The 26,725-nt window shown below is 75.0% G+C and carries 25 protein-coding genes; 20 read left to right on the plus strand and 5 right to left on the minus strand.

All coding sequences use genetic code 11. The features are described from left to right. The 5 genes from HLB15_RS13050 to HLB15_RS13070 all read left to right on the plus strand — a co-directional run. Nucleotides 1–249 (plus strand): hypothetical protein (locus tag HLB15_RS13050; RefSeq protein WP_171106205.1); only part of this gene is annotated, 249 nt, incomplete at its 5' end. A gap of 37 nt (nucleotides 250–286) precedes the next feature. Next, the gene (locus HLB15_RS13055; protein ID WP_171106206.1) at nucleotides 287–730 is read left to right on the plus strand and encodes a DUF6098 family protein; all 444 of its coding nucleotides are present in this window, start codon (nucleotides 287–289) and stop codon (nucleotides 728–730) included. Between the two features lie 87 nt (nucleotides 731–817). Beyond that, nucleotides 818–1,423 (plus strand): flavodoxin family protein, encoded by a 606-nt coding sequence (locus HLB15_RS13060; protein WP_171106207.1) that lies wholly within the window; start codon nucleotides 818–820, stop codon nucleotides 1,421–1,423. Between the two features lie 86 nt (nucleotides 1,424–1,509). Next, the gene (locus HLB15_RS13065; RefSeq protein WP_194532075.1) at nucleotides 1,510–1,941 is read left to right on the plus strand and encodes a CBS domain-containing protein; all 432 of its coding nucleotides are present in this window, start codon (nucleotides 1,510–1,512) and stop codon (nucleotides 1,939–1,941) included. Between the two features lie 56 nt (nucleotides 1,942–1,997). Then, a complete protein-coding gene (locus HLB15_RS13070; RefSeq protein ID WP_171106208.1) occupies nucleotides 1,998–3,245 on the plus strand; it encodes a cytochrome P450 in 1,248 nt (415 codons plus the stop codon). A gap of 25 nt (nucleotides 3,246–3,270) precedes the next feature. Here HLB15_RS13070 and HLB15_RS13075 read toward each other — a convergent pair whose 3' ends face one another. Continuing rightward, nucleotides 3,271–4,212 carry a TIGR03557 family F420-dependent LLM class oxidoreductase gene (locus HLB15_RS13075; protein ID WP_229785572.1) on the minus strand — a complete coding sequence of 314 codons (942 nt, stop codon included), beginning with the start codon at nucleotides 4,210–4,212 and terminating at the stop codon, nucleotides 3,271–3,273. Nucleotides 4,213–4,297: 85 nt separating this feature from the next. On the opposite strand from HLB15_RS13075, the gene HLB15_RS24560 reads away from it, so the two are divergent. From HLB15_RS24560 to HLB15_RS13090, 3 genes are read left to right on the plus strand one after another with little or no spacing between them, the layout of a single operon-like run. Further along, a complete protein-coding gene (locus HLB15_RS24560) occupies nucleotides 4,298–6,064 on the plus strand; it encodes an acyltransferase (protein WP_308424946.1) in 1,767 nt (588 codons plus the stop codon). Then, complete coding sequence (locus HLB15_RS13085; protein WP_171106211.1) at nucleotides 6,061–6,765, plus strand: ThuA domain-containing protein; 705 nt, start codon at nucleotides 6,061–6,063, stop codon at nucleotides 6,763–6,765. Before HLB15_RS24560 ends, HLB15_RS13085 begins: the two co-directional genes overlap by 4 nt. After that, entirely contained in the window at nucleotides 6,750–7,823 is a 1,074-nt protein-coding gene (locus HLB15_RS13090; RefSeq protein ID WP_171106212.1) for a Gfo/Idh/MocA family protein, read from the plus strand. The genes HLB15_RS13085 and HLB15_RS13090 overlap by 16 nt, the downstream gene beginning before the upstream one ends. A 118-nt stretch (nucleotides 7,824–7,941) precedes the next feature. Here the strand turns inward: HLB15_RS13090 and HLB15_RS13095 are convergent, their stop codons facing one another. Further along, nucleotides 7,942–10,857 carry a CBM35 domain-containing protein gene (locus tag HLB15_RS13095; RefSeq protein WP_171106213.1) on the minus strand — a complete coding sequence of 972 codons (2,916 nt, stop codon included), beginning with the start codon at nucleotides 10,855–10,857 and terminating at the stop codon, nucleotides 7,942–7,944. A gap of 160 nt (nucleotides 10,858–11,017) precedes the next feature. Between HLB15_RS13095 and HLB15_RS13100 the strand changes: the two genes are divergently transcribed. Next, the gene (locus HLB15_RS13100) at nucleotides 11,018–12,040 is read left to right on the plus strand and encodes a LacI family DNA-binding transcriptional regulator (RefSeq protein ID WP_229785571.1); all 1,023 of its coding nucleotides are present in this window, start codon (nucleotides 11,018–11,020) and stop codon (nucleotides 12,038–12,040) included. A 68-nt stretch (nucleotides 12,041–12,108) separates the two neighbouring features. After that, nucleotides 12,109–12,615 carry an SRPBCC family protein gene (locus tag HLB15_RS13105; protein WP_171106215.1) on the plus strand — a complete coding sequence of 169 codons (507 nt, stop codon included), beginning with the start codon at nucleotides 12,109–12,111 and terminating at the stop codon, nucleotides 12,613–12,615. On the opposite strand, the gene HLB15_RS13110 is transcribed toward HLB15_RS13105, so the two are convergent. Further along, on the minus strand, nucleotides 12,590–12,961 hold the full coding sequence (locus HLB15_RS13110) for a hypothetical protein (protein WP_171106216.1): 372 nt from the start codon (nucleotides 12,959–12,961) through the stop codon (nucleotides 12,590–12,592). The genes HLB15_RS13105 and HLB15_RS13110 overlap by 26 nt on opposite strands. Before the next feature lie 166 nt (nucleotides 12,962–13,127). On the opposite strand from HLB15_RS13110, the gene HLB15_RS13115 reads away from it, so the two are divergent. From HLB15_RS13115 to HLB15_RS13150, 8 genes are all read left to right on the plus strand, one after another. Beyond that, a complete protein-coding gene (locus tag HLB15_RS13115; protein ID WP_229785570.1) occupies nucleotides 13,128–14,801 on the plus strand; it encodes an ABC transporter substrate-binding protein in 1,674 nt (557 codons plus the stop codon). 47 nt (nucleotides 14,802–14,848) lie between these two features. Continuing rightward, complete coding sequence (locus HLB15_RS13120; RefSeq protein ID WP_171106228.1) at nucleotides 14,849–15,862, plus strand: ABC transporter permease; 1,014 nt, start codon at nucleotides 14,849–14,851, stop codon at nucleotides 15,860–15,862. Continuing rightward, on the plus strand, nucleotides 15,859–16,791 hold the full coding sequence (locus HLB15_RS13125) for an ABC transporter permease (protein WP_229785569.1): 933 nt from the start codon (nucleotides 15,859–15,861) through the stop codon (nucleotides 16,789–16,791). The genes HLB15_RS13120 and HLB15_RS13125 overlap by 4 nt, the downstream gene beginning before the upstream one ends. Continuing rightward, a complete protein-coding gene (locus tag HLB15_RS13130; RefSeq protein ID WP_171106217.1) occupies nucleotides 16,788–17,831 on the plus strand; it encodes an ABC transporter ATP-binding protein in 1,044 nt (347 codons plus the stop codon). Before HLB15_RS13125 ends, HLB15_RS13130 begins: the two co-directional genes overlap by 4 nt. Then, nucleotides 17,828–18,871, plus strand: coding sequence for an ABC transporter ATP-binding protein (locus HLB15_RS13135; RefSeq protein ID WP_171106218.1), 1,044 nt, complete (start codon nucleotides 17,828–17,830; stop codon nucleotides 18,869–18,871). The genes HLB15_RS13130 and HLB15_RS13135 overlap by 4 nt, the downstream gene beginning before the upstream one ends. Further along, the gene (locus HLB15_RS13140) at nucleotides 18,868–19,929 is read left to right on the plus strand and encodes a LacI family DNA-binding transcriptional regulator (RefSeq protein ID WP_171106219.1); all 1,062 of its coding nucleotides are present in this window, start codon (nucleotides 18,868–18,870) and stop codon (nucleotides 19,927–19,929) included. The genes HLB15_RS13135 and HLB15_RS13140 overlap by 4 nt, the downstream gene beginning before the upstream one ends. Nucleotides 19,930–20,012: 83 nt before the next feature. Continuing rightward, a complete protein-coding gene (locus HLB15_RS13145) occupies nucleotides 20,013–21,587 on the plus strand; it encodes an FAD-dependent oxidoreductase (protein WP_171106220.1) in 1,575 nt (524 codons plus the stop codon). A 70-nt stretch (nucleotides 21,588–21,657) separates the two neighbouring features. After that, nucleotides 21,658–23,148, plus strand: coding sequence for a cellulase family glycosylhydrolase (locus HLB15_RS13150; RefSeq protein ID WP_171106221.1), 1,491 nt, complete (start codon nucleotides 21,658–21,660; stop codon nucleotides 23,146–23,148). Nucleotides 23,149–23,151: 3 nt separating this feature from the next. Here HLB15_RS13150 and HLB15_RS13155 read toward each other — a convergent pair whose 3' ends face one another. Further along, a complete protein-coding gene (locus HLB15_RS13155; RefSeq protein ID WP_171106222.1) occupies nucleotides 23,152–23,835 on the minus strand; it encodes an SDR family NAD(P)-dependent oxidoreductase in 684 nt (227 codons plus the stop codon). Nucleotides 23,836–23,952: 117 nt separating this feature from the next. On the opposite strand from HLB15_RS13155, the gene HLB15_RS13160 reads away from it, so the two are divergent. Further along, nucleotides 23,953–24,858, plus strand: coding sequence for a helix-turn-helix transcriptional regulator (locus HLB15_RS13160; RefSeq protein ID WP_171106223.1), 906 nt, complete (start codon nucleotides 23,953–23,955; stop codon nucleotides 24,856–24,858). Here HLB15_RS13160 and HLB15_RS13165 read toward each other — a convergent pair. Further along, nucleotides 24,815–25,648, minus strand: coding sequence for a S1 family peptidase (locus tag HLB15_RS13165; RefSeq protein ID WP_171106224.1), 834 nt, complete (start codon nucleotides 25,646–25,648; stop codon nucleotides 24,815–24,817). The genes HLB15_RS13160 and HLB15_RS13165 overlap by 44 nt on opposite strands. 332 nt (nucleotides 25,649–25,980) lie before the next feature. Between HLB15_RS13165 and HLB15_RS13170 the strand changes: the two genes are divergently transcribed. Beyond that, the coding region (locus tag HLB15_RS13170; RefSeq protein WP_171106225.1) for a hypothetical protein at nucleotides 25,981–26,725 on the plus strand (745 nt) is incomplete at its 3' end.

A 26,725-nucleotide genomic window follows, 5' to 3' on the forward strand; every position in this document is an offset into this window, starting at 1 on the left:
CTGCGGGCCGAGAGCCGGGACGTCGACGACGCGGCGGACGGTGCCGCGGCCGCCACCACCGGCGCCGCGGCCGCCGTGCGTGACGCCGCGGCCCGCTGCGAGGCCGCCGTCGAGGAGCTGGCCGAGGCGATCCGGGCCGAGCGGCGCACCGGGGACCACGACATGTTCGTCGCCGGCGCCCTCGTGGTCGCCCTGTGGCGCGGGTTGGCCGCGCTCGGTGGGCTGGCCGCCGCCGACGCGCGGGACTAGCGTGGCGAACGGTCGAGACCTGGACGGAGGCCCACCCGTGTCGAGCACCCCGCCGCGTGACCAGCTCGTCCCCGGCGTACCCCACCTCGGGTCGCTCGCCGAGGTCACCGAGCTCGCGCAGCTCCTCGCCCCCGTCTACGTCCGGTTCAGCGCCGGGCCCCAGGTCGACCGCAGCACCGTGAGCAAGGACCACGAGAGCGGCTGCGTGCTGCCCGGCCTGAGCGTCAACCCGATGACGCCGGAGCCGTGGTGGACGCGCCCGCCCGAGCACTGGGTCGCGCGGCAGCTGCGCCAGTACGCGCACCTCATGGTGGCCGACCGGTTCCCGTGGCTGCTCACGGGCGAGGTCTCGGGCCGCGGACCCGACTGCGAGCCGCTGCTCGTCGGCATCACGCCCGTCGCCACGGTCGACCCCGCGGCCGTCGAGGAGGCCGGCGCGCTCTACCAGGAGGCCTTCACCCCGGGCGACGACGGCACCTGACGGCCCGGCTCGTGAGCGCACCGGGCCCGGGTTAGCGTGGGCAGCGGTCGAGAAGCGGCTGTCCGGCAACCCGTGAAGGGGTGTCCCATGAAGGCCCTGTTCGTCAGCTGCACCCTCAAGCCGTCCCCCGCGCCGTCCAACACCGAGGCGCTCGCGTCCGTCGTCGCCGACGCCCTCACCGCCCGCGGCGTCACCGTCGAGCACGTCCGCCTCGCGGACCTGGACGTCCCGCCCGGCGTCGTCACCGACCTCGGCGACGGCGACCAGTGGCCCGGCGTCCACGAGAAGCTGCTCGAGTCCGAGATCCTCGTCGTCGTCACCCCCACGTGGGTGGGGCGGCCCTCGTCGATCGCCCAGCGCATGCTCGAGCGCATGGACGCGATGCTGTCCGAGACCGCCGACGACGGCACTCCCGTCGCGTACAACCGGGTCGCCGGGGTGGTCGTCACCGGCAACGAGGACGGCGCCCACCACGTCATCTCCGAGATCAGCGGCGGCCTCGCCGACATCGGCTACACCGTCCCCGGCCAGGCGTGGACCTACTGGAACCAGGGCCCCGGCCCGGGCGACGAGTACCCCGACACCGAGCACGGCCACGAGTGGTCCGCGAGCACCGGGCGGCTCATGGCGCACAACCTGCACGCCGTCGCGTCCGCGCTCGCCGCGCACCCCGTGCCCGCTCCCGAGCAGTGAGCGCGCGTGCGAGTGCCCCGACCCGGGCCCAGGGTGGAAGCACCGGCGAGCAGACCGCCGGCATCCGCCACACGGGAGGTAACGCCATGAGCGAGCAGACGACCGCGCAGACCGTCGCCGACGTCATGACCCCGGCGCCCACCACGGTGGACTCCACCGACACGCTCGAGACCGCCGCACGCCTCATGGCCCAGGAGGACATCGGCGTGCTCGTGGTCCGCTCCGGGCCGACGGCCACGGGCGTCGTCACCGACCGGGACATCGTGGTCCGCGGCCTCGCCGCGGGGCTCGGCGCGCAGGCCACCGTCGAGCAGGTGGCGAGCGACAAGGTCGCCACCGTCGGCATCACCGACCCCGTCGAGACCGCGGTCGCCGTGATGCGGGAGGCGGCCGTGCGCCGTGCGCCCGTGCTGGACGGCGACATGCTCGTCGGCATCGTCTCGATCGGCGACCTCGCCGTCGAGCGCGACCCGTCGTCGGCGCTCGCGGACATCTCGCGGGCGGAGCCGAACCGCTGAGCGCCCGCCCGCCCGCGGATCTGACGCCCGCCGAGGCGCTGCGCGTCGGGTCCGCGGTGCTCGCGCCCCTGGTGGCGCAGGGCGCGATCGTGCGCAGGCCGCGCGCCACCGCCTGGGCCGAGCGCCACCAGACCGACCGCACGGCGCGGGCCGTGCTCACCGCCCTGCGGGAGCGGTACGACGGCGCGCCGCTCGTGCTCCGCCTGGGCCCGCGCCGCCTCGTCGTGGTCACCGACGCGGACGACGTGCGCAGGCTGCTGGACGGCTCGCCCGAGCCGTTCACGCCGGCGACCCGCGAGAAGACGGCGGCGCTCGGGCACTTCCAGCCCGAGGGCGTGCTCGTCTCGTCCGTCGCCGACCGGCGCGAGCGGAGGCCGTTCAACGAGGCGGCCCTGCGGACGGACCAGCCGTTGCACGACGCGGCCGACGCCGTGGTCGACGCGGTGCGGACCGGGGCGGCGCGGATCGCGGACCGGCTGGCCGGCGGCCTCGACGGCGCGGGCTTCGTCGACGAGTTCTGGGACGTGGTGCTCGAGGTCGTGCTCGGCCCGCGGGCGCGCGGCGACCGCGACCTGGTCGGCGCCCTGAACGCGCTGCGCCGGGACGCGAACTGGGCGTACCTGCGCCCCCGCCGCACCGCCGTGCGCGAGCGGCTGCATGCACGCATCGCGTCCTACCTCGCCGACCCCGAGCCCGGCACGGTGGCGGAGGTCGCCCGCGCGGCCGGCCCCGACGTCGTGGCGAGCCAGGTGCCGCACTGGCTCTTCGCCTACGACGCCGCGGGGGCCGCGACCCTGCGCGCCCTGGCCGTCGTCGCGGCGCGCCCCGCCGTGCGCGAGCGGCTGCTCGCCGAGGTCACCGCCGCGGGCACGGCGCCGGCCGAGCTGCCGTACGCGCGCGCCTGCGTCCAGGAGTCGCTGCGCCTGTGGCCGACGACGCTCGTGGTGCTGCGCGACTCGACCGCGCCGACGGAGTGGGGCGGGCGCACGCTGCCGTCCGGCACGGGGTTCGCCGTGGTGAGCTCGTTCTTCCACCGCGACCCCGACCGCCTCGCGCACGCGGACGCCTTCGCGCCCGAGGCGTGGGTAGACGGCACCATGGAGGCGGATCGCGCCGTCATCCCGTTCAGCGGCGGGCCCGTGGTGTGCCCGGGGCGCAACCTCGTGCTGCTGACCACGTCGCACCTGCTGGCGCGCCTGGCGGAGCTCGACCTGCGGGTGGACCGCGGGCGCTACCTCGCCCGCGACCCGCTGCCCGCCACGATGGACCACCTGGGTCTCCGGTTCCGGCTCGCCCGGCGCTGAGCCGGCCTGCACCGGCCGGCCGGCCTCACAGCGCCCGCAGCCGCTCCAGGAGCGGCCCGGCCGCCTCGGCGAGGAACCGGTCCTGGTGGTGCTCGCCGACCTGGACGATCGCCAGGTCGGTGAACCCGGCCTCGAGGAAGGGGCGCGCGCTCTCGGCGATCGCGTCGAGGTCGGGCCCGCACGCGATCGACGCGGCGACGTCCTCGCGCCGGACGAACTGCGACGCCGCGTCGAAGCCCGCCGGCGTCGGCAGGTCGGCGTTGACGGACCAGCCGCCGCCGAACCAGCGGAACTCGGCGTGGGCGCGCTCGGTCGCCGCCTCCTCGTCGGGGTCCCAGCAGATCGGCACCTGGCCGATCACGCGCGACGAGCCGGGGTGCACGTCCGCCCACTGCCGCACGACGTCGCCGTCGGGCGCCGCCTGGATCAGGTGGTCGGCGAGCGGCGCGAACCGGTCGACGCCCTGCTCGCCCGACACGGCGATGCCGATCTCGACGCCGTCCTCCGGCACGTCCCACAGGCGGGCCGAGTCGACGCGGAAGTGCTGTCCCTCCCAGGTGACGAGCTCGCCCGTGAGCAGGTCCCGGATGACGTGCGTGGCCTCCTGCAGCATGTCGTGCCGCACGTGCACGCTCGGCCAGCCGCGGCCGACGACGTGCTCGTTGAGGTTCTCGCCCGCGCCGAGGCCGAGCGTGAACCGGCCGTCGGCCAGGAGCTGCAGGGTGGCCGCCTGCTGGGCGACGACCGCCGGGTGGTACCGCATCGTCGGGCACGTCACGAACGTCATGAGCTCGACGTCGCGCGTCGCCTGCGCGACGGCGCCCAGCAGCACCCACGCGTTCGGTGCGTGGCCCTGCTCGGTGAGCCAGGGGGAGTAGTGGTCGCTCGAGACCTCGAAGTCGAAGCCCGCGTCCTGCGCGGCCTGCGCGTGCCGGACGAGCTCGCGCGGCCCGCTCTGCTCGGTCATGAGGGTGTATCCGATACGCATCCTCGACGATAGGCACGGTGGACGCTCGCTCGCCGCCCGGGCCCGCACGGTTAGGGTGGCGGCCGTGCAGCACACACCGGCCGACGGCGTCCGACGCATCGACTACCTGCCGTGGGAGTACGACCCGGCCTCGCCGGAGGGCGCCACGCAGGTGGCCCGGCAGCGGGAGCTCGTCGCCGCCGGTGCCCGGCTCGGCGACGGCGTGTTCGTCGCCCCGAACGCCGCGGTGTTCTGCGACGACCTCGAGCTCGGCGACCGCACCTACGTCGCCGCCTTCGCGTACGTGACGGGCGAGGTGACGCTCGGCGCGGACTGCTCCGTCAACCCGTACACCGTGGTGCGCGGCCGGGTGCGGGCGGGCGACGGCGTCCGCATCGGCGCGCACACCTCGGTCCTCGGCTTCAACCACGCCATGGCCACCGACCGTCCGGTCCACCGGCAGGACACGTGGAGCAGGGGCATCACGCTCGGCGACGACGTGTGGGTCGGCTCGAACGTGACGATCCTCGACGGCGTCACCGTCGGCGACCATGCCGTGGTCGGCGCGGGCGCCGTGGTGACCAAGGACGTGCCGGCCTGGGCCGTCGTCGTGGGCAACCCGGCGCGGGTGGTCCGGGACCGGCGGGCGGGGGAGGCCGCCGAGGTTCCCGGCGACCTCGAGGCCGCGCTGCGTGCCTTCGCCGACCGCGCCCGGGCGCAGGCTCCCGCCGTGCTCGCCCGCTGCGTCGAGGACGGCCGCTTCGTCGACCGGCCCGCGTCCGCCCTCGGGCCCACCGCGGACCGGCTCGCGCCGGCGGTCCGGCCGTGGGCAGACGCCGTCGAGATCGCGGACCTCCTGCTCGGCGGCCCGCCGCCCGGGTTCGACGCCGCCGACCTCGTGCGCCGCCTGACCGCCCGGCAGGACCCGGCCACGGGCCTGGTGCCCGACGGCGACCTCGCGGACGCGGGGCTCGCGGACCCGGCCGCCACCGGGCCGCTCGACCCCGTGCGCGACCTGCTCGACGGCCCCGCGAGCTACCACGTGCTCAGCGTCGGCTACGCGGTGCGGCTCCTCGGCGGGCGGCTGCCGCACCCGGTGCGCGCGGCGCACGACCTGCCCGGACCGCAGGCCGTACGTGCCCTGGCGGCCCGGGACTGGGCTGCGGGCGCGTGGGGGAGCGGCGCGGCGGTCGACGCCCTGGCCACGGCGTGCCTGCTCAACGCGACCGACTTCGCCGACCGGTTCGACGACGGCGGCGTGGGCCCGTTGCACGCCGTGCTCGGCTGGCTGACGGCGGCGGCCGACCCCGGGACCGGCCTGTGGGGCGCGCCGCTGCCCGCGGCACCGCGCCTGCTCCAGGCGGTGAACGGCTTCTACCGCCTGACCCGCGGGTCGTACGCGCAGCTCGGCCTGCCGCTGCCGTACCCGGAGGCCGCCGTCGACACGGTGCTCGAGCACGCCGCCGACCCGTACCTGACCACGCCGCGGGGCTGGACCGCGTGCAACGTGCTCGACGTGATCCACCCGCTGTGGCTCGCGGCGCGGCAGACCGGCCACCGCCGCGCCGAGGGCGAGGCCTGGGCCGCCGGGCAGCTGCGCCGCGTGCTCGGCGCGTGGCGCGACGGCGCGGGCCTCGCGTTCGCACCCGACGACCCCGGGCCGGACGGCGTGCCGGGCCTGCAGGGCACCGAGATGTGGCTCGCCATCGTCTGGTACCTGGCCGACCACCTCGGGCTGTCCGGTGCCCTGGGCTACCGCCCCCGCGGCGTGCACGCCCCGGACCCGCTGCTGCGGCTGCCCGCCGCTTCCCCGACCCCGACCCCGACCCCTACGCGAGGAGCTGAGGCATGACATCCCCCACCAGGCAGGCGCTCGTCGTGCGCGGCGGCTGGACGGGCCACGAGCCCGTCGAGACGACCGACGCCGTGCTGCCGTTCCTGACCGAGCACGGCTACGCGGTGCGCGTCGAGGACTCGACGGCCGTCTACGCGGACGCGGACTACCTCGCGGGCGTCGACGTCATCGTCCAGACCGTGACCATGAGCACGATCGAGCCCGCCGAGCTGACGGGCCTGCGCGACGCGGTGGCGGCGGGCACGGGGCTGGCCGGGTGGCACGGCGGCATCGCGGACTCGTTCCGGAACAGCTCGGACTACCTGCAGCTCGTGGGCGGTCAGTTCGCGGCCCACCCCCCGCGCGCGCCGCGCGAGGAGCTCGCCGGCGACGCGAGCGACAACTTCGTGCGGTACACGGTCGACATCGTGCCCGAGCGGGCCGACCACCCGATCGTCGCGGGGCTGGACAGCTTCGAGCTCACGACCGAGCAGTACTGGGTGCTCACCGACGCGTACAACGACGTGCTGGCCACCACCACGCTGCCCGCCCGGGACTTCGACCCGTGGGACCGGCCGGTCACCTGTCCGGCGGTGTGGACCCGGCGGTGGGGCAGCGGCCGCGTCGTCGTCGCGACGCCGGGGCACGACCTGGGTGTCGTCACCGACCCGAACGTCCGCACGATCATCGAGAGGGGCATCCTGTGGGCGAGCCGCTGAGGGTCGGGATCGTCGGGGCGGGCGCGATCTCGGGGCAGTACCTGGCGACCTTCGAGCGCCTGGAGACGGTGCGGCTCGTCGCGGTCGCCGACCGGGACGCGGCGCGGTCGGCCGCCGTCGCGCAGCGGCAGGGCGTGCGGGCGCTGACCGTCGACGAGCTCGTGGCCGACCCCGAGGTCGACCTCGTCGTCAACCTCACCGTGCCGGCCGCGCACGCCGACGTCGCGCTGCGGGCGATCGCGGCGGGCAAGGACGTGTACGGCGAGAAGCCGCTCGCGGCCACCCTGGCCGACGCCCGCGCCGTGCTCGACGCCGCCGACGCCGCGGGCGTGCGGGTCGGCTGCGCGCCGGACACCGTGCTCGGCACCGGCGTGCAGACCGCGCGCCGCGCGATCGACGACGGCCTGGTCGGCACCCCCGTCGCGGCGACCGCGACCATGGTGACGCCCGGCCACGAGCGCTGGCACCCGGACCCGGACTTCTACTACCAGCCCGGCGGCGGCCCGCTGCTCGACATGGGCCCCTACTACGTGACGGCGCTCGTCACGCTGCTGGGGCCGGTGGAGTCGGTGGTCGGCGCGGCGAGCCACACCCGCGGCACCCGGACCATCGGCTCGGGGCCCCGCGCGGGGCAGACGGTCCCTGTGGCGGTCGACACCCACGTCACCGGGGTGCTGCGGCACGCGTCCGGCGCCCTCTCGACGCTGGTCATGAGCTTCGACGCCGTCGCGACGCGCGCCTCCAGCATCGAGGTGCACGGCGAGGCGGGGTCGCTCGTGGTGCCGGACCCCAACCAGTTCGACGGCGACGTGCGCCTGCACGAGCTCGGGGGCGAGTGGCGCCTCCTGCCGGTGAGCGCGGGGTACCGGGACGCGGGGCGTGGCATCGGCGTCGCCGACCTGGCCGCGACGCCGGACGGCGAGCTGCCCCGCGCGAGCGGCGACCTCGCCCACCACGTGCTCGAGGTCATGACCGCGCTGCTGTCGTCGGCGGAGTCCGGCGCCGCGGTGGCGGTGGAGAGCCGCTGCGCGGTGCCGCCGCCGGTCCCGCTCACCTGAGGCCCGAGGGCCACGCACGAGGACGACCCGCGGGACCGGTCCGCCGCTGTCGCGGTCCCGCAGGTCGTCCTCACGAGCGGACCTCCGCCGGGGTCCGCCCGGGCCGGGCCGGCTCGGGTCAGAAGCCCGAGTTGCCGCCCAGCCGGTCCAGGACGAAGCCGCCGTCGTTGAGCAGCGGCCCCGTGCCCGAGCCCGAGACCGTGGTGCTCGCGAACGTCGCCCGGCCCGTCGCGTGGATCTCCAGGCCGTAGGTGCCCGACCCCGTGATGCCGACCCGGTCGAGGCTGACCTGCTGGATCGACTTCTGCCACGACATCAGCACGCCCGCATAGGTGCTGTCCCGGATCGTCAGGTCACGCAGCTCGATCGGGGCGTCGATCGGGTGCACGTCCGCGTACACCCACAGCGCACCGAGCTCGGCGGGCCAGTTCGGCTCCCGCGAGCCCGTGCGCGTCAGGGTGGTGCGCGCGACCGTCGTCGTGCCCGTGAACGGGACCCCGAACCGCGTGCTCACCGCGACCCCCGCCGCGGCGTTGACCGTGTCCGCCACGACGCTGTCCTCGACCCGGTTGCCGCCCCCGCCGCCGTACACCGCCAGCCCGTTCGCCAGGGCGGGCGCCTGCACGGTGACGAAGGAGAACACGCAGCCGGTCACCGCCGCGCCGTCCGACCACATGGCCAGCGCGTCGTCGCCCGTGTTCCGGAACGTCGACTGCGTGACCTGGGAGTTGACCACACCCGAGCGGAAGTTCACGCCGTCGGCGTACGTGTCGCGCACCCGCAGCCCGACGGCGAGCACGTCCCGCGAGCCGGGCCGCACCCACAGCCCCACCTTGGTGTGCTGGAGCCACAGGTTCTGCAGCAGCGTCTCGCCCGTGAAGTCGCCCTCGACGGCGGCCTGGCCGTTCGCGTCGTCGCGCACCGTCGCCGACCCGGTCACCGACAGGTCCGCGATCGTGACGCCGCCGCCCGTCGCGTAGAAGCCGCCCGCGCGGCCCGTCCCCACGAGCACCGAGTGCCAGGGCCCGGCGCCCAGCACCGTCACGCCCGACACCTGGACCGCGGTGCTCACGTGGAACGTGCCGGCCGGCACCCACACGGGCACCCCCGCGGCCCGCGCCGCGGCGACGGCGGCCGTGAACGCGGCCGTGTCGTCGCCACCGCCCGGCGTCGCCCCGTGGCTCGTCACCGGCACGGCACCCGACGGCGCGGACAGCGCGGGCGCCACCAGCTCCGCCTCGACCAGGTCGACGTCGACGTGCGCCACCGCGTCCGAGTCCTTCTGCAGGCGCAGCACCGTACCGGCGGGCTGCGCCGGGATCTCGAACCGCAGCTCGTCGTAGAACCGGTGCGCCCCGCCCAGCGACGGGTCGTCGTGGAACGGGTAGTCCCCGTACTGCCAGGCGTGGGCCGAGGTCAGCGTCACGTCCCGGAGCTTCGTGCCGTCCGCGTACACGGCCAGGGGCGCGGTACGGCCCCCGCCGGTCGCGTCGTCCGGGATCGAGTACCGCACCACCACGCCGCTCGCCGGGGCCGTGAGCGTGACGTCGACGTGCTCGCCGACGGCGTCGAGCCGCACCGCGCTGCGCCCGCTCGACTCCGCCGCGACCGTGCCGTACTCGCGCGACGGCGTCAGCCGCGTGCCCGTCGTCGCCCCGGCCTCCGCCTCGTACTGCGTGTACGGGGTCGTGGCGCCGCGCGCCGCCAGGTCCGACTCGCCCGCCACGACGAGGCGGTCGACGAGGACGTCGGCCCCGGCGCTCGCGGCGCGCAGCCCGACGGTGTTGACGCCCGCCCGCACGGGGACCTCGGCGGTGGCGGTGCGCCAGCCGGTGCCGGAGGGGAAGGTCAGCTGCCCGGTGACGCGGCCGTTGACGAGCACGTCGAGCGTGCGCGCGCCGGCGGGCGTCGCGTAGGTGACGGTGAGGGTGCGCGTGGCCGCGGCGTCGGCGCGGACGGTGCGCAGCACGCGCGCGCCCGGCGCCGTCAGGCCCGCGACGTAGCCCGCGCCGCTGTACCCGGACACCGCCGTCGCGGCGGCCGCGCCGCCGGAGCGGTAGGCGTCCTCGGCCTCGCCGGTCCCGGCGGGCTGCTCGGGCGCGTGCGCCGCGACGTCGAGCCGGTCGAGGTTGGCGTTGCCGTTGTCGCCGGTGTCGTAGGCGACCCGCAGGTCGTGGTCGCCCGCCGCGAGGGTCGCGGTGTGGGTGACGGTGCCCCAGTCGTCCCAGGTCGCGGTCGCCGGGAGGCTGAGCTGCCCGAGCCGGACCGCGCCGTCGTACAGCGTGAGCGTGCGGGGCGAGCCCGTGCCGTTGGCGTAGCGGAGCGTCAGGTCCGTCTCGCCCGCGGTGCCGAGCCGCACGCGGAACGTGGTCGACGCCGCGCCGGCGTTCTCGTCGGTGTAGCCGCCGACGAACCCGGTGCCGGAGTACCCGGCGTGGTCGGTCGCGACGACGGCTCCGCCGGCGAGCACGCCGTCCTCCGCCTCGAAGGCCGGACCCTCGGCGTAGCCGCCCGGCCCGCCGGTGCTCGCGACGTCGAGGGCGTCGAGGTTGACGTTGCCCGAGTCGCCGCTGCCGAACCGGTAGGCGACGGTGTGGCTGCCCGCCGTCAGCGTGACGGCGGTGGTCCGGGTGGCCCAGGCGGCCCAGCCCGCCGTCGCGGGCAGGGTGATCTGCTGGGCGGCGCCGTCGACGAGCAGGGTCAGCGTCCTGGCCGAGCCCGTGCCGTTCGCGTAGCGCAGCGCGAGCGTGTGGGTGCCCGGCGCGGTGGCCTGGACGGTGAACGTGGTGGTGGCGGCGCCCTTGTTGCCGTCGGTGTAGCCGCCGACGAAGCCGCCGCCGGTGTAGCCGGCGTGCTCCGTCTCGACGACGGCGCCTCCGCTCAGCACGGCCTGCTCGGCCTGGTGGCGGGTGGGGGCCGCGTCGGCGGGCGGCGCCGCCGTGACGAGGGCCGTCGCGGCGAGGGCGAGAGTGGCCAGGAGGGCCGTGGTGACGGGGGCGAGGCGTCTGCGCCGCGCGGGTCCGGGTCGGGTCATGAGGTCGCTCCGTTGCGAGGTTTAGCGGTAAACTTGTGTCGACGGTACGGCGGGGTGCCGCGTGCGGTCAAGGGCTGCGCGGGTCGGGAGCCGTCGGGTGTCGGTGGTCGTCCCTAGGATGGGCCCGACCGCCGACGAGGAAGGACCGCGTGACCCTCCCGTGACCGTGAAGCTGAGCGACATCGCGGACGAGGCCGGCGTGAGCGTCATGACCGTCTCGAACGTGATGAACGGCAAGCGGGCGAAGGTCTCGCCCGCCACGATCGAGCGCGTGCTCGCGATCGCCGCGCGCCTGGGCTACGTGCCCAACATCCCGGCGCGGAGCCTCGCCGCGCACCGTTCGCACATCGTCGCCGCGCTGGTGCCGGTGGGGGAGAACAACAGCCTGCTGGTCAGCCCGCACACGGTCGCCGTCGTGGGCGGCATGGAGACGCACCTGCGCCACCGCGGCTACCACGTGCTCCTGCGGGGCATCGAGCACGACGACCAGGTGGCCCAGACCGTGCGCGGCTGGTCGCTCGACGGCGTGGTGCTCGTCGAGTTCCCCGACGAGCAGGTCGACCGGCTCGAGGTCGCGGGCGTGCCCGTCGTGGCGATCGACAGCTACGCGGCCAACCCGCGCGTCGTCGGCGTGCGCAGCGACGACCACGAGGGCGGCCGCCTCGCGGGCGCGCGCCTGGCCGCGGCCGGGCACCGCCGCGTCCTGTTCGCCGGCCCGCCGTACCGGGGCATGGGCGTGGTCGGGCGGCGCTGGGCCGGCTTCCGTGCCGCGTGCCTCGAGGCGGGGCTGCGCGCCGACGACGTCGAGGCGCGCGAGGTGCTCACCTCGTTCGAGGACGGCCGCCGGCTCGGCCTGCGCCTGCGGCGGGACCACCCGCAGGTCACGGCGGTGTTCGCCACGGCGGACCACCTCGCCGTCGGCCTCATGGCGGGCATCGCGGAGGCGGGCGGGTCGGTGCCGGGCGACGTGTCCGTCATCGGGTTCGACGGCCTGGACCTGTCCGCCTACACGACCCCCGGCCTGACGACCGTCGCGCAGGACATGCCCGCCAAGGTGGCCGAGGCGTCGCGGATCATGCTGGAGCAGATCGAGGCGGGGCGGGGCCTCGACGCGCCCGCCCGGGAGCCCGTCTCGCTCGGCGTGCACCTCGTCGAGCGAGGGTCGGTGGGGCCGCCGCGCTGAGGTGCGCGTGCGAGCGGACGGAAGGACCGGACACCATCAGGCACGACGACCACGAAGGAGCGGATCGCATGAACCTGACCGGAACGCTGGAGGACGACGGACGCACGCTGGCGCTGGGGCGCCGCTTCGCCGTCCCGATCGAGGAGGTCTGGGCGCACCTCACCGAGTCCGACCGTCTCGCCCGCTGGTTCGGCACCTGGACCGGCGACCCCGCGACCGGCCGGGTGGCCGTCACCATGAACGCGGAGGCCGAGGCGGGCGAGCCCACGGACTTCCGCGTGGTCGCGTGCGAACCGCCGCACGTGCTCGCCGTCGACGCCGACGACGAGTACGGGCACTGGCGTCTGCGCGTGGACCTCGCCCCGGCCGACGGCGGCACGGCGCTGACCCTGCGGCAGACCGAGCTCGACCCGAAGGACCTGCCCGAGACCGGGCCTGGCTGGGAGTGGTACCTCGACCGGCTCGTCGCCGCCGTCGCGGGGACGGAGCCGCCCGACCTCGCCGCCTTCGACGCCGACTACGTGCCGCTGAGCGAGCGGTACGCGGCGCTCAACCGACCGGACCGCCCCATCTGACGAGCTGGACGGCCAGTGCGCCGAGGATTGCGAGGCCGCCGACCGCCCACGCCGCCGTGAGCGGTCGGCGGCGCCCGACCGTGAGCAGGGTGGCGGTCGCCCCGCTCCAGGCGAGCGTGAGGACGATCGCGGAGGCGAACGCCGGGGTGTACCGGAGCCCTGCCCCGCAGCCGGGTGTCGGCGGGTGGACCAGCGGGCAGACCGTGTCCGGTCCCGCCGGGTGCGCGAGCCACCAGATCTCCACCAGAGCCCACACCGCGATCGCCGCGGCGAGGACCAGCTCGACCGCGAGGACGGCGGCGGGCACGGGCCGCGCCGTGGTCGGCTGCTCGGGTTCGTCGCCCATGCCCGCGAGCCTAGCGATCGACGGGTTGACACGCCCGGAAAGTCGGCCCTAGTGTCCTCGCTCATACGTAGGAGCAGATCCCGGCAGCGCTGCGTGGTGATGCTCATACGTATGAGCACAGACTGACGAGCAGTGATCCACCTCGACGAAGCGGAAGGGATCTGGCATGGGGCACGCACGCACAGGACACGCACGCATCCGGCGCCGCGTCACGGCGCTGGCCCTCGGGCTCGTCCTGCTCACCTCGGCCTGTGCGGGCGGCGCGTCGTCCGCCGACGGCACGGCGGGCGGGCGCAGCGACACGATGGTCTACGGCAAGACGGACGGCGGCACCACGTTCGTCCACAACTACAACGTGGTGGGTCCCGCCGTCGACAAGGCGCCCAACATGGAGCTCGTCTACGAGCCGCTCATGCGGGTCGACTACAGCAACGGCGCCGTCGTCGAGCCGTGGCTGGCCGAGAGCTGGGAGTTCGACGACGCGGGCACCGCGCTGACGATCCACCTGCGCGAGGGCGTCACCTTCTCGGACGGCGAGCCGTTCACCGCGGACGACGCCGTCTACTCGTTGAACCTGCCGGTCGAGCAGCCGGAGTTCTCGATCGCGGGCGTCACCTACGAGAAGGCGGAGAAGGTCGACGACCTGACGGTGCTGGTGACCTTCGCCGAGCCGGCGTTCGCGACCGTCAAGCAGTTCGCGAACATCCTGCTGCCGATGGTGCCCGAGCACGTCTGGAGCGAGCAGGACCTCAACACGTGGACCAACCCCGAGCCGGTCGGCACGGGGCCGTTCACGGTCGCGGAGTTCAAGCCGCAGCAGGTCACCCTGGCCGCGCGCGACGACTACTGGGGCGGCGAGCTGCCGGTGTCGACCTACAAGATCATCCCCGCCAGCCAGGACGCGGCCAAGGCGCAGCTCCTGCGGGGCGACATCGACATCGCGCAGGGCTCGTGGGCGAACGGCGAGGAGGAGTACACGGCCAAGGACCCCGAGCACAACCTGTACCAGCTCTACCCGAACGGGGGCGCCATGTCGGCGCTCTTCAACGCCGGGCGCCCGCCGTTCGACGACGTGCACGTGCGCCGCGCGCTCGCCCTGACCATGGACCGGTCCGCGATCACGGCGACCCTGCAGCGCCCGGGCACCGAGGCGGGCCCGACGGGCCTCAACGACACCGTGTACGACGGCTGGGTCGACCCCGAGCACACCGAGCCGTGGCCCGTCGACGCCCAGGCGGCGCTGGACGAGCTCGCGGCGGGCGGCTGGACCGTCGAGGACGGTGCGCTGGTCAAGGACGGCGAGAGCTACCGGCCCACCATCGTGTTCAACAACGACTGGGCCTGGGGCAGCTACGCGGACATCCTCATCAACGGCTGGCGGGACACGCTCGGGCTCGAGGTCGAGCCGAAGGGCCAGCCCACGGCGGGCTACTACGACGCGATGAACCTCGGCACCTTCGACATCGCGGCGGCCTCCACCGGCGGCGCCGGGGTGTACGGCGTCTACGGCTTCCTGCACAGCGACTTCGTCGTCCCGGAGGGGGAGTCCGCCACGCTCAACCAGGGCCGCTGGGAGAGCGCGGAGGCCGACGCCGTCATCGACGGGATGGAGCGCACGGACGACGAGGCCGAGCTCAAGGAGCTGGGCCTGCAGATGCAGCGCCTGGTGGTCGAGGAGGTGCCGTTCAGCCCGCTGTACGACAACTTCTGGTTCGTCGAGATCAACGCGACCCGCTGGCAGGGCTGGCCCACGCCCGACGAGTTCGACCACATCCCGATGGTCGGGCTCGGTCCCGACTTCATCCTGACGCTGCTCGACCTCGAGCCGGCGGAGGACTGACGGTGGCCACGACGGCGCCCACGGCACCGGCGGCGGCGCGCAGGGCGGTGCGGACGCGCGCACCGCGCGGCGGGTTCCTGCTGCGCCGCCTCGGGTTCTACGCCGCCGCGGCGGCCGCCGCGGTCGTGCTGAACTTCCTGCTGCCGCGGCTCATGCCGGGCGACCCGTCGTCCGCGATCGTCGAGGAGCTGCAGCGGGTCAGCGGCCAGCAGGTGCCGCCGGAGACGCTCGAGAGCATCCGGGCCATCTTCGGTGACCCCGACGAGAACCTCGGCGAGCAGTTCCTGGCCTACGTGGGCCAGCTCGCGCGGTTCGACCTCGGGGTGTCGGTGGTCAACTTCCCCGTGCCGGTGAGCGAGCTCGTGCTCCAGGCGCTGCCCTGGACGCTGCTGCTCGTCGGGTCGACGACGGTGCTCGCGTTCCTGCTCGGCACCGGGCTCGGGGTGGTCGCCGGGTGGCGGGCGGGCAGCCGGCTCGACTCGGTGCTCACGCCCCTGACGGCGTTCCTCTCGTCGGTGCCGTACTTCTGGGTCGCCCTGCTGGCGCTGTGGGTGTTCGGGTTCGTGCTCGGCTGGTTCCCGTTGTCCGGCGGCTACGACCCGAACCTCACCGAGGGCGTCAACCTGCCGTTCCTCGCGTCCGTGCTGCACTACGGCGCGCTGCCCGCCGCGACCATCGTCTTCTCGGCGTTCGGCGGCTGGCTGCTCGGCATGCGGAACATGACGGTGACCACCGTCCGGGAGGACTACGTGCTGCTCGCCCAGGCCAAGGGGCTGTCCCGCGGGCGGGTCGTGCTCCGGTACGCCGCCCGCAACGCGATGCTGCCCAGCTTCACCGGGTTTGCGATGGCGCTCGGCGGCGTCATCGGCGGAGCCCTGCTGACCGAGACCGTGTTCAGCTACCCCGGCATCGGCTACCTGCTGTTCGAGGCCCTGACCAAGCGTGACTACCCGATGATGCAGGGGGTCTTCCTCATCGTGACGCTCGCGACGCTGCTCGCCAACCTCCTCGCCGACTCGCTGTACGCGGTGCTCGACCCGCGGATCCGGGAACGGGGGTGAGCACCGTGCGCCTGTCCCTGCTCCGGGGCTGGAAGGTCCGCACCGGCCTGGCCGTGCTCGGGTTCTTCGTGCTCCTCGCCCTCGCCGGCCCGCTGCTCACGGCCGCCGTGCCCGGTCTCGACCCGCGCGCCAACGACCTGGCCGCGATCGGCCTGCCGCCCGGCCCGGGCCACTGGCTCGGCACCACACAGTTCGGCCAGGACGTGCTGGCACAGACCGTCGAGGGCGCCCGCGGCTCCCTGTTCGTCGGGTTCCTCTCGGCGGCGATCGGCACCGGCCTGGCGATCCTGGTCGGGCTGCCCGCCGGCTACTTCGGCGGCCGCACCGACGCGTGGCTCAACTTCCTGTCCAACCTGTTCATCGTCATGCCCGTGCTGCCGCTCATCCTCATCGTCGCCGGCTACATGCAGGGCACGGGGCTGTGGGTCATCGCGCTCGTCATCGGCTTCTTCGGCTGGTCGGGCGGGGCCAGGACCATCCGCGCCCAGGCGATGAGCGTCAGCAACCGCGACTTCGTCGCGGCGATGCGCACCCTCGGCGAGCCCCACCACCGGCTCCTGTTCCACGAGGTGCTGCCGCACCTGACCGGCTGGATCGCCGCGATGTTCCTGCACGGCGTGATCGGCGGCGTCATGGCGGAGGCGGGGCTCGCGTTCCTCGGCATCTCCGACTCCTCGGCGATCAGCTGGGGCACCATGATCCAGGCCGCCCAGCAGCAGAGCGCCGTGCTGCGCGGCATGTGGTGGTGGTTCGTGCCGCCGGGCCTGTGCATCGCCCTGGTCGCGACGGCCGCGACCCTGGTCAACTTCGGCGTCGACGAGCTGGCCAACCCCAAGCTGCGCACGGCCCGCCGCTCGGTGGTGCGGCGCGCCGAGCGGACGACAGCCCCCGACACAGCCCCCGACACAGCAGGGAGCGATGCCCGATGACCCCTCCCGCCCCGCACGACGACCTCCTGCGCGTCACCGGCCTGACCGTCGACTACGTGACCGACGGCGACCCGGTGCGCGCGTGCGCCGACGTCACCTTCACGCTGCGCCGCGGCGAGATCCTCGGCGTCGCCGGCGAGTCCGGCTCCGGCAAGTCCACCCTCGTCACGGCCCTGAGCCGGCTGCAGCGGCCGCCCGCCGTCACCACGGCGGGCAGCATCGAGTTCCGCCCGCGCGGCGGCGACGCCGTCGACCTCGTCACGGCGAGCCCGCGGACCCTGCGGTCGCTGCGCTGGACCTCCGTGTCGATCGTGCTGCAGAGCGCCATGGACGCGCTCAACCCCGTGATGCGCCTCGGCGCGCAGTTCGCCGACGCGCTGCGCACCCACGACAGGACCCTGAGCAGGCAGGCTGCGTGGGACCGCGCCGCCGAGCTGCTCACGACCGTCGGCATCTCCGGCGACCGGGTGCGCAGCTACCCGCACGAGCTGTCAGGCGGGATGCGGCAGCGGGCCGGGATCGCCCTGGCGCTCGCGTGCGGCCCGGACCTCGTGGTCATGGACGAGCCGACGACGGCGGTCGACGTCGTCATGCAGCGGATGATCCTGGCGCAGGTGCTGTGCCTGCGCCGGGAGCTGGGGTTCGCCGTCGTGTTCGTGACGCACGACCTGTCGCTGCTGCTGGAGCTCGCCGACCGGATCGCCGTCATGTACGCGGGCCGCGTCGTGGAGCTCGGCACCGCCCAGGAGCTCTACGAGGCCCCGCGACACCCCTACACCCGGGGGCTGCGCGACTCCTTCCCGCCGCTGCGGGCCCCGCTGCGCCGGCTCACGGGCATCCCCGGCTCGCCGCCCGACCTGCGCCGTCCGCCGTCGGGGTGCCCGTTCCACCCGCGGTGCGCCGAGCGGTTCGCGGGGTGCGACACGCACCTGCCGGACCTCGGTCCGGCCGGCGGGGACGGCCACCTCGTCGCCTGCCGCCTGTACGACGCGGCACCCGGCCGGGACCGCACCGTCACCCTCGAGGGGAGCGCCCGATGACCGCGCCACCGACCACGCGACCGACCCCCGTCCTGGCGGCCGTCGACGTCACCAAGCACTTCGCCGTGCGCGCGGGCGTCGGCTCCCGGGCCGTCGTGCGTGCGGTGGAGGGCGCGACGCTGGACCTGCACCGCGGGCGCGTCGTGGCGCTCGTGGGGGAGTCGGGCAGCGGCAAGACGACGCTCGCCCGCCTGCTCGCCGGGTTCTACGCGCCCACGAGCGGGGAGATCGCCCTGGAGGGCGCGCCCGTGCGGCAGCGCCGCGGACGCGTCGAGCGCGGGTACCACAAGGACGTGCAGCTCATCTTCCAGGACCCGTTCGGGTCACTGAACCCGCTGCACCGCGTGCGGCACAACCTGGAGCGGCCCCTGCGGCTGCACCACGGGGTGCGCGACCGGGCGGAGCTGGACCGCCGGGTCGGCGAGCTGCTGGAGCGGGTCGCCCTGACGCCCGCCGACCAGTTCGCGGACAAGTTCCCGCACGAGCTCTCGGGCGGACAGCGGCAGCGCGTCGTCATCGCGCGGGCGCTCGCCGTGGAGCCCAAGGTGCTGCTGGGCGACGAGCCCATCTCGATGCTCGACGTGTCCATCCGGCTGGAGATGCTCAACCTGCTGGACCGCCTGCGCACCGAGGACGGGCTGGCCCTGCTCTACATCACGCACGACATCGCGAGCGCGCGCTACCTGTGCGACGACGTGGTGGTCATGTACGCGGGCGAGATGATCGAGGGCGGCCCCAAGGAGCAGGTCATCGCCGACCCGCTGCACCCGTACACCCGCCTGCTCGTGGAGTCGTCGCCCGACCCCGCGCGCGGCGCGCGCGACCGGGAGGCGCTGTTCGACGCCGGCGCCGACGACCTCGGCGAGCCGCCCAGCCTCATCGACCCGCCGCCGGGCTGCCGGTTCCACCCCCGCTGCCCGTTCGCCAAGGACGTGTGCCGCACGCAGGCACCGCCCCGCACCGACGTCGGCGAGGGGCGCTGGACGCGCTGCTGGCTGCACGCCACCGACCCCACCGCCACGAGCCAGGAGACCGAGTGACGACCACCCCGCGCCGCGCGAGGGCGCCCCGCCAGTCCGACGTCGCCCGGCTGGCGGGCGTCTCGCAGTCCGCCGTGTCCCGCGTGATCGGCGGCGACACGGACGCCGCCCGTATCCCGGAGGCGACGGTCCGCCGCATCCAGGAGGCGATCAAGGAACTGGGCTACGTGCCCAACCCGACGGCCCGCAAGCTGCGCACGGGTCGCAACCGCCTGCTGGGCGTGCACACGTTCGAGGCGGTGTTCCCGCGGGCACGCGAGGACTTCTACTTCGAGTTCCTGCTCGGCATCGAGGAGCGGGCCGAGGAGATCGACCACGACCTGGTGCTGTTCACCTCGACCGGCGGGGCCGACGGGCGGCGGCGCGTCTACCGCGACGGCGTGAACCGCCTCAACGTGGCCGACGGCGCGGTGCTGCTCGGCGTGGCGGCCGACCGCGCCGAGCTGGCCCGGCTGGAGGCGGACGGCTACCCGTTCGTGCACATCGGCCGCCGCGAGGTCCCCGGCACCCGGATCACGTGCGTCGTGCCGGACTACGAGTCGGCCGCCGCCGCGATCGTCGACCGCCTGGCCGACCTGGGGCACACGCGCGTCGGGTACCTGAGCGCGGGGATCGACGAGGAGTCCTACGCGGACCGGCGGCGGGGCTACGAGTCCGCCGTCGCACGCCGCGGCCTGCGGGACGTGTCGCCGGCGGGCCCGCCGGGCCCGGGCGGCGTGCCCGACGCGGCGTGGCTCGACCGGGTGGCCGACGGTGCGCTCACCGCCGTCGTCGCCGACGCCGAGTGGCTCGCCCACCCGTTCGCGGAGGCGCTGGCCGCCCGTGGGCTCGCGGTGCCGCGCGACGTGTCGGTCGCGGTCCTCGAGGGCGTGGCGGCGGACGCGCCGGTGCGCTGGGACTGCCTGGAGATCCCGCGCCGCGAGGTCGGTCGGGTCGCGATCGACACGCTCGTCGGGCTGCTGGACGAGCCGGGGCGGGACGTAACGGACGTGCTCGTGCCGTGCGTCGTCGTCGAGGGAGAGACCGTCGCGGGAGTGTCGGAGGGGAGCGCTGGATGAGCGGGGGCCGGGCAGAGGACAGGGTAGAGAGCAGGGCAGAGGACCGGGCTGCGGGACGGAGCGGGGCCGAGCGTCGGACGGACGTGCTCGTCGTCGGTGGCGGCCTGGGCGGGGTGGCCGCCGCGCTCACGGCCGCGCGGCTGGGCCGCCGGGTGGTGCTCACCGAGCCCACCGGCTGGCTCGGCGGCCAGCTCACCGCGCAGGCCGTCCCGCCCGACGAGCACACCTGGATCGAGGAGCGCTACGCCCCGCCCGGGTACGCCGAGCTGCGCCGCCGCGTGCGGGACTACTACCGCCGCAACTACCCCCTGACGCCGCACGCCGCCGCCGACCCGCTGCTGGACCCCGGTCTCGGCATCGTCAGCCACCTGTGCCACGAGCCGCGCGTCGCGGCCGCCGTCCTGGAGGAGATGGTGGCGCCCTGGCGCGCCGGCGGGCAGATCGAGCTGCTCCTGGGGCACGAGCCGGTCGCCGCCCACACCTCGGGCGACGAGGTCGACGCCGTGACGCTGCGCGCGCCCGACGGCACGCAGGTCACGGTCGAGGCCCCGTACGTCGTCGACGCCACCGAGCTCGGCGACCTGCTGGAGCTCGCGGACGTCGAGCACGTCGTCGGGGCCGAGGGGCGCGACGAGACCGGCGAGCTGCACGCACCAGCGGTCGCCGACCCCCTCGACCAGCAGGCGATCTCGTGGTGCCTCGCCCTCGAGCACCGGCCCGGCGAGGACCACACGGCCGACAGGCCCGCGGGGTACGACCACTGGCGCACCGCCGTCGCCCCGTTCTGGCCCGGACCCCAGCTCTCGTTCGACGACGTCGTGCCCATCACCCTGCAGCGCCGCACCTGGAAGCTGTTCGAGGCCGACCACGCCCGCGGCGCCCACTTCCCGCTGTGGACCTTCCGCCGCGTCCTGGCCCGCGAGAACTTCGCCGACGGCGCGGTCGGCGACGTGACCATCGTCAACTGGCCGCAGATCGACTACTGGGAGGCGCCCCTGCTCGGGCCCGGCGTCGACGACGCCGCCCGCGCGGCGGCGCTGGCAGGCGCCCGCGACCTGTCGCTGTCGTTCCTGCACTGGCTCCAGACCGAGGCACCCCGGCCCGACGGCGGCACCGGGTACCCGGGCCTGCGCCTGCGGCCCGACGTGACGGGCACCCAGGACGGCCTGGCCATGACCCCGTACATCCGGGAGGCCCGCCGCATCCGTGCCGAGCTGACGGTGACCGAGCAGCACGTGGGCGTCCAGGCCCGCCCGGAGGGCGCGGGCAGCGAGGTGTTCGACGACACCGTGGGCCTGGGCCGCTACCGGATCGACCTGCACCCCAGCACGGCAGGCCGCACGTACGTGGACATCGAGGCGTACCCGTTCCAGGTGCCGCTCGGCGCGCTCGTGCCCGTCCGGGTGGAGAACCTGCTGCCCGCGGGCAAGAACATCGGCACCACGCACATCACCAACGGCTGCTACCGCCTGCACCCCGTCGAGTGGGGCATCGGCGAGGCCGTCGGCGCGCTGGTCGCGTTCTGCCTCGACCGCGGGCTGCCGCCGCGCAAGGTGCGCAACGACCCCGCCCACCTGGCCGACTACCAGCGGCTGCTGAGCGACACCCTCGGGGTCACGCTCGCGTGGCCCGACCGCATCAGGACCCACCGGGAGTAAGGAGAGACCCGCCCGTCAGACCCAGCCCGACCGCTCGTTCCACTCGTTCGACGAAGAACGGAGAACCATCGTGCTGAGAAAGACCTCCGCCACCCCGTCCCGCCACCGGCACGCGATCGCCGGCGTGGCGCTCGCCCTCCTCGTCGCCGCCCTGGGCCTCGTGGTCCCGGCCGCGGCGTCGGGGGCCGCCGACGTCCCCGAGGCCGCACCGGCCGCCGTGTCGCGGCTCGGCACGTCCGGCAACCGGATCGTGGACGCCGCGGGCGACCCGGTGCAGCTGCGCGGCGTGTCGGTGCTGGCGCCGCGGCACAACGCCGAGTGCCCCGAGTGCGACCCCCGGCCGATCGCCGACGTGATCGACATGACCGTGTCCGACGGCTGGCAGTCCGACGTCGTGCGCCTGCCCGTGACGATCTGGGGCTCGCTGTCCGTCGAGGAGAACGTCGAGCGCTACGTCGACCCGTACGTGCAGCAGGCCGTGGACCTGGGCATCTACCTCATCGTGGACCTGCATTACGTGGCGGACTACGGCAGCACGGGTGTGCCGCAGTCGGCCGTCTCGGAGTTCTGGGACTACGTGGCGCCCCTGTACGCCGACGTGCCGAACGTGATCTACGAGGTGTTCAACGAGCCGATCGCGCCCGCGAGCTGGTCCTCGTGGAAGGCCTACATCCAGCCCGTCGTCGACGACATCCGGGCGGTCGCGCCCGAGACCCTGCTGCTCGTCGGCAGCCCGCAGTGGAGCACCTTCGTCAACCAGGCGGCCGCCGACCCCATCGCCGGGAACGGCATCGCCTACGTCTACCACCTGTACCCGAACCAGGGGGACGCCACGGCGGCCAACCTCGACGCGCGGTTCGGGGACGCCGCCGAGCAGATCCCGGTGTTCCTCACCGAGTTCGGCTGGAACCCGCCGGGCGAGTTCTCCGACCCCACGGTCACGGTCGGCACGACGTCCGGCTGGGGCATCCCGCTGCGCGAGTACCTCGACGCGCGGCCGCACCTGAGCTGGACGGCGTGGATCTTCGACAACTACTGGAAGCCGCAGATGTTCGACCACGACTGGAACCTGCTCGGCGGCGAGCACCAGGGCGCGATGATCAAGGCCTGGCTCGCCGACGAGCCGTACGCGTCGCCGTGCGCCGAGCACGCGGCGGTCGGCGCGACGGCGGTCGCGTCCTCGTCCGCCGGCGCCACGAGCGGGGCGGACAAGGCGGTGGACGGCGACTGCACGAACGCGGGCCGCTGGCTGTCCGCCACGGGCGACACCACCCCGACGCTGACGATCACGCTCGACGCGCCCACCGTCGTCGGCCAGCTCGACGTGTACAGCGGGTACGTCGGCGGGGGATCGGTCAACGTGCTGCGCGACTTCACGGTCGAGGTGCACACGGCGGCCGGGTGGCAGCAGGCGGCGTCCTTCCAGGACAACACCCGCGGGCTGGTCAGCGCGCCGGGCGCGGCCGACGCCGTCGACCAGGTCCGGCTCGTGGTCACGGACCCGTCCGACTACACGCCCGACGTGGCGCGCGTCTTCGAGGTGGCGGTCCGCACGCCGTAGCCGCTACCAGCCCAGCTCGCCGTCGTCCTGCTGGAACGTGCCCGTCGGGCCGTCCGGGCCGATGGTGGCGACCCGCACGACCGTCCGCGCGCTCACCTCGACCGGACGGCCGTGCGGGTTGGGCTGCCCGCCCAGCTCCGTGGCGGTGTAGCCCGGCTCGACCGCGTTGATCCGCACGTCCGGCACCGCCCGCGCGTACTGCGTGGTCAGCATCGAGACGGCCGCCTTGCTCGCGCCGTACACGATGGTGGACAGCTGCGACGCCGGGTGGTCCGGCTGGTGCGTGGCCCAGAACGAGCCGAGCGCGCTCGACAGGTTCACGATCACGGGGTTCGCCGACCGGCGCAGCAGCGGCAGCGCTGCCTCGGTGACCCGCAGGATGCCCACCACGTTGGTGTCGAGCACCCGCAGCGCCTCGGCCGGGTCGACCGAGAACGTCGCGATGCCCGCGTTGTTGATCAGGACGTCGAGGCCGCCCTCGGCCTCGATGCGGGCGAGCGCGGCGGCGACGGACGCGTCGTCGGTCACGTCGAGCCGGACGGCGCGGGCCCCGATCTCCGCGGCGACGGCGCGGCCGGCGGCCTCGTCCCGTGCCCCGACCCAGACGGTGTGCCCCGCGGCGGCGAGCTGACGGGCGGTCTCCTTGCCGAGGCCACGCGTGGCCCCGGTCACCAGTGTCGTTGTCATGCCCCCAGCCTGCGGCGGGCGCGGGGTGGTAGGCAGTCGTCCGGTCGTCGGAGGAACAGCAGATCGTAGGAACAGCAGGGCCAGGACAACCGGCCGCCGGGCGCGCAGACTGGGTTCGTGGACACGTGGGAGTTCGGCCGCATGGTGCGCCGGCGGCGGGACGCCGTCACGCCCGACGCCGTCGGGCTGCCCCCGGGCACCCGGCGCCGCGCCCCCGGCCTGCGCCGCGAGGAGCTCGCCGGGCTCGCCGGCATCTCCGCCGACTACCTCACCCGCCTCGAGCAGGGCCGCGCCACGACGCCGTCGACCCAGGTCACCGCCGCGCTCGCCCGCGCCCTGCGCCTCGACGGCGAGGACCGCGACCTGCTGTACCGGCTCGCGGGCCACGCCCCGCCCGGCAGCGACGTCGTGCCCCGGCACCTCCCGCCCAGCGTGCAGCGGCTCCTCGACCGGCTCGCCGGCACCCCGGTCGCCGTGTACGACGCCGCGCAGACGCTGATCGTCGCCAACGCGCCCTACGACGCGCTCATGGGGCCGACGTCGACGTGGCGCGGCGTCGAGCGCAACGCCCTGTGGCGGCACCTGGTCGGCCCCGGCAGCCGCGTCGTGCACACCCCGCACGAGGAGGACTCCCTCGTCGCGAGCCTCGTGGCCGACCTGCGCCTCGCGGTCACCCGCTACCCGGCCGACCCCGACCTCACGGTCCTCGTGCGCGAGCTCACCGACCGCAGCCCCCGGTTCGTCGAGCTCTGGGAGAACGAGAGCCCGCGGTCACCGGGGGAGACCATGCGGCACAAGCTCGTCGACCACCCCGCCGTCGGCCGCATCGCCGTCGACTGCGACGCGCTCGTCATCACGGGCGACGACCTGCGCCTCCTGGTCTACAGCGCCGAACCCGGTACGGAGGACGCCGAGCGGCTGGCGCTCGCGGTCGTGCTCGGCACGCAGGAGCCGGCCGGGCACGACCGCGGGGAGCCGGTCAGTCCTCCCAGTCCTCCACGACCTGCTCGATCGGGTCGTTGAAGTCGGCGACCTCGGCGTAGACGCCGGGCAGGCCGGGCTCGGCGCAGCCGTAGCCCCAGCTCACGATGCCGACCTGCACCTGCTCGCCGTCGTCGCCGGGTGCGAGCAGCGGGCCGCCCGAGTCGCCGTCGCACGCGTCGACGCCGCCGTCCTCGAGGTCGCCCGCGCAGACCATGCTCTCGTCGTCGAACTCGCCGGCGTAGACGTCACCGCAGGTGTCGTCGTCGACGAACGGGACCTCGACCCAGTGCGCGACGGTCGGGTAGCTGCCGTCGGCCCGGCTGCCCCAGCCGACGGTCTCGAACGTGTCGTACTCGTCCGGGTCCTGCGCGAGCTCGACGGGGTCGACGTCGAGGGACTCGTCCAGGAGGAGCAGCGCCCAGTCGCTCGCGCTCTCGACCGGGTCGCCGTAGTCCTCCGCGACGTGCACGTCGGCCACCTCGGTCTCGACCACGTCGTCCGACGTGAGGTCGACCGACCCGGAGAGGACCACGAGGTCGTCCACGTCGGCGTCGACGACGCAGTGTGCCGCGGTGAGGACGACGTCCTGCGTGATCACCGAGCCGCCGCAGGACTGCACCTCGTACGGCGTGCCCTCGCCGGCGCCCACGCCGACGAGCCACGGGTACTGTCCCTCGGCCGCCGGCCCGCCGCCGATCACCTGGGCGTCGAAGCCGTCGGGCGGGGTCGCCGCCGCCGCGCCACCGGCCAGGCCGCCGAGCGCACCCGCCCAGGCGAGCGCCACGGCGGCCACGCCCGCGCCGAGACGGGCGGCGTGCTGTCGTGTCATGTCCACGGTGTTCCTCCCTGCTGTGACTGATGGGTCGCCCGCACGGTAGGAGCGCGCGTCCGGGACCCGTCCCTGGCCTCTGGCCTGCCGGGTTGCCACCGGCAGGTTTCCAGGGCAGAGTCGGGGGTGGCGCACCTCACAGCGACGTGAGGGGCGTCATCTCTTGTGTCCGGGCCCGTCCCGGCCTCCGCAGCGGTCAGGTTGCGAGTCGGTTCACCCCACCTAGGTTGGGAAGTGGTCAGGAAGCGGCCACACCGGCGGAGCGTCGCCTGCCGTGGCACGCGCGCTCCGCGAACCCGCCCTCGGGTGGGGACGACGACGGGAGTCGGACCATGAGCGAGACGAACGCGCCGTACGGCGCCGGACCCGGTTCGCAGCAGCAGTGGGCGTCCGGCCCGCCGGGAGGCGGGTCCACGCCCGGAGGCACCGGGGTCAAGGAACGGGTCAGCGACGCGGCGTCCCAGGTCGGCGACGCCGGGCGCGAGACCGCCCACGAGGCCAAGGAGAAGGCCCGCGAGGTCGCGCACGAGGCGAGCGACCAGGTGCACGGGCTCGCCGACCGCGCACGCACCGAGCTGCGCAGCCAGATGGGCGCCCAGCAGCAGCACCTCGCCGGCGGCCTGCGGTCGCTCGGCGACGAGCTGGGCCGCATGGCCGGTGCGTCGGAGGACCCGGGCTACGCGAGCGACCTGGTCAGCCGCGTCGGGGACGTGACCGGCAAGGTGGCCGGCTGGTTCGAGGACAGGGAGCCCGGCGACGTGCTGCACGAGGTCGAGAGCTTCGCGCGGCGCAACCCCGGCACCTTCGTGCTCCTCGCGGCCGGGGCCGGCCTGCTGGTCGGACGGTTCCTGCGCGGCGCGAAGGACCTCTCCTCGGAGGGCGACGGCACGGGCGGCACGAGCTCCTCGAGCGGGACGAGCGCGCCCGTGCGCGACTCGCGGCCCGAGTCGCGCCTGGACGTCCCGCCCGAGACCACGAGCACCCCGCCGGGCACCAGCGGCGGCCTGGGCGCGACGACGGGGTCCGGCCCCGCGAGCGCGCCGGCCTCGACGCCGCCGCCGGCCTTCCCTCCGCCGA

The sequence above is a fragment of the Promicromonospora citrea genome (genome assembly GCF_013004695.1).
Taxonomy (GTDB): Bacteria; Actinomycetota; Actinomycetes; order Actinomycetales; family Cellulomonadaceae; genus Promicromonospora; species Promicromonospora citrea.

What these genes read in the sequence shown, in the direction of transcription:
- HLB15_RS13060 (WP_171106207.1), top strand. Translation starts at nt 818, where the DNA reads ATGAAGGCCCTGTTCGTCAGCTGCACCCTCAAGCCGTCCCCCGCGCCG.
- HLB15_RS13065 (WP_194532075.1), top strand. Translation starts at nt 1,510, where the DNA reads ATGAGCGAGCAGACGACCGCGCAGACCGTCGCCGACGTCATGACCCCG.
- HLB15_RS13075 (WP_229785572.1), bottom strand. Translation starts at nt 4,212, where the DNA reads ATGACCGAGCAGAGCGGGCCGCGCGAGCTCGTCCGGCACGCGCAGGCC.
- HLB15_RS13085 (WP_171106211.1), top strand. Translation starts at nt 6,061, where the DNA reads ATGACATCCCCCACCAGGCAGGCGCTCGTCGTGCGCGGCGGCTGGACG.
- HLB15_RS13095 (WP_171106213.1), bottom strand. Translation starts at nt 10,857, where the DNA reads ATGACCCGACCCGGACCCGCGCGGCGCAGACGCCTCGCCCCCGTCACC.
- HLB15_RS13105 (WP_171106215.1), top strand. Translation starts at nt 12,109, where the DNA reads ATGAACCTGACCGGAACGCTGGAGGACGACGGACGCACGCTGGCGCTG.
- HLB15_RS13110 (WP_171106216.1), bottom strand. Translation starts at nt 12,961, where the DNA reads ATGGGCGACGAACCCGAGCAGCCGACCACGGCGCGGCCCGTGCCCGCC.
- HLB15_RS13115 (WP_229785570.1), top strand. Translation starts at nt 13,128, where the DNA reads ATGGGGCACGCACGCACAGGACACGCACGCATCCGGCGCCGCGTCACG.
- HLB15_RS13130 (WP_171106217.1), top strand. Translation starts at nt 16,788, where the DNA reads ATGACCCCTCCCGCCCCGCACGACGACCTCCTGCGCGTCACCGGCCTG.
- HLB15_RS13135 (WP_171106218.1), top strand. Translation starts at nt 17,828, where the DNA reads ATGACCGCGCCACCGACCACGCGACCGACCCCCGTCCTGGCGGCCGTC.
- HLB15_RS13155 (WP_171106222.1), bottom strand. Translation starts at nt 23,835, where the DNA reads ATGACAACGACACTGGTGACCGGGGCCACGCGTGGCCTCGGCAAGGAG.
- HLB15_RS13165 (WP_171106224.1), bottom strand. Translation starts at nt 25,648, where the DNA reads ATGACACGACAGCACGCCGCCCGTCTCGGCGCGGGCGTGGCCGCCGTG.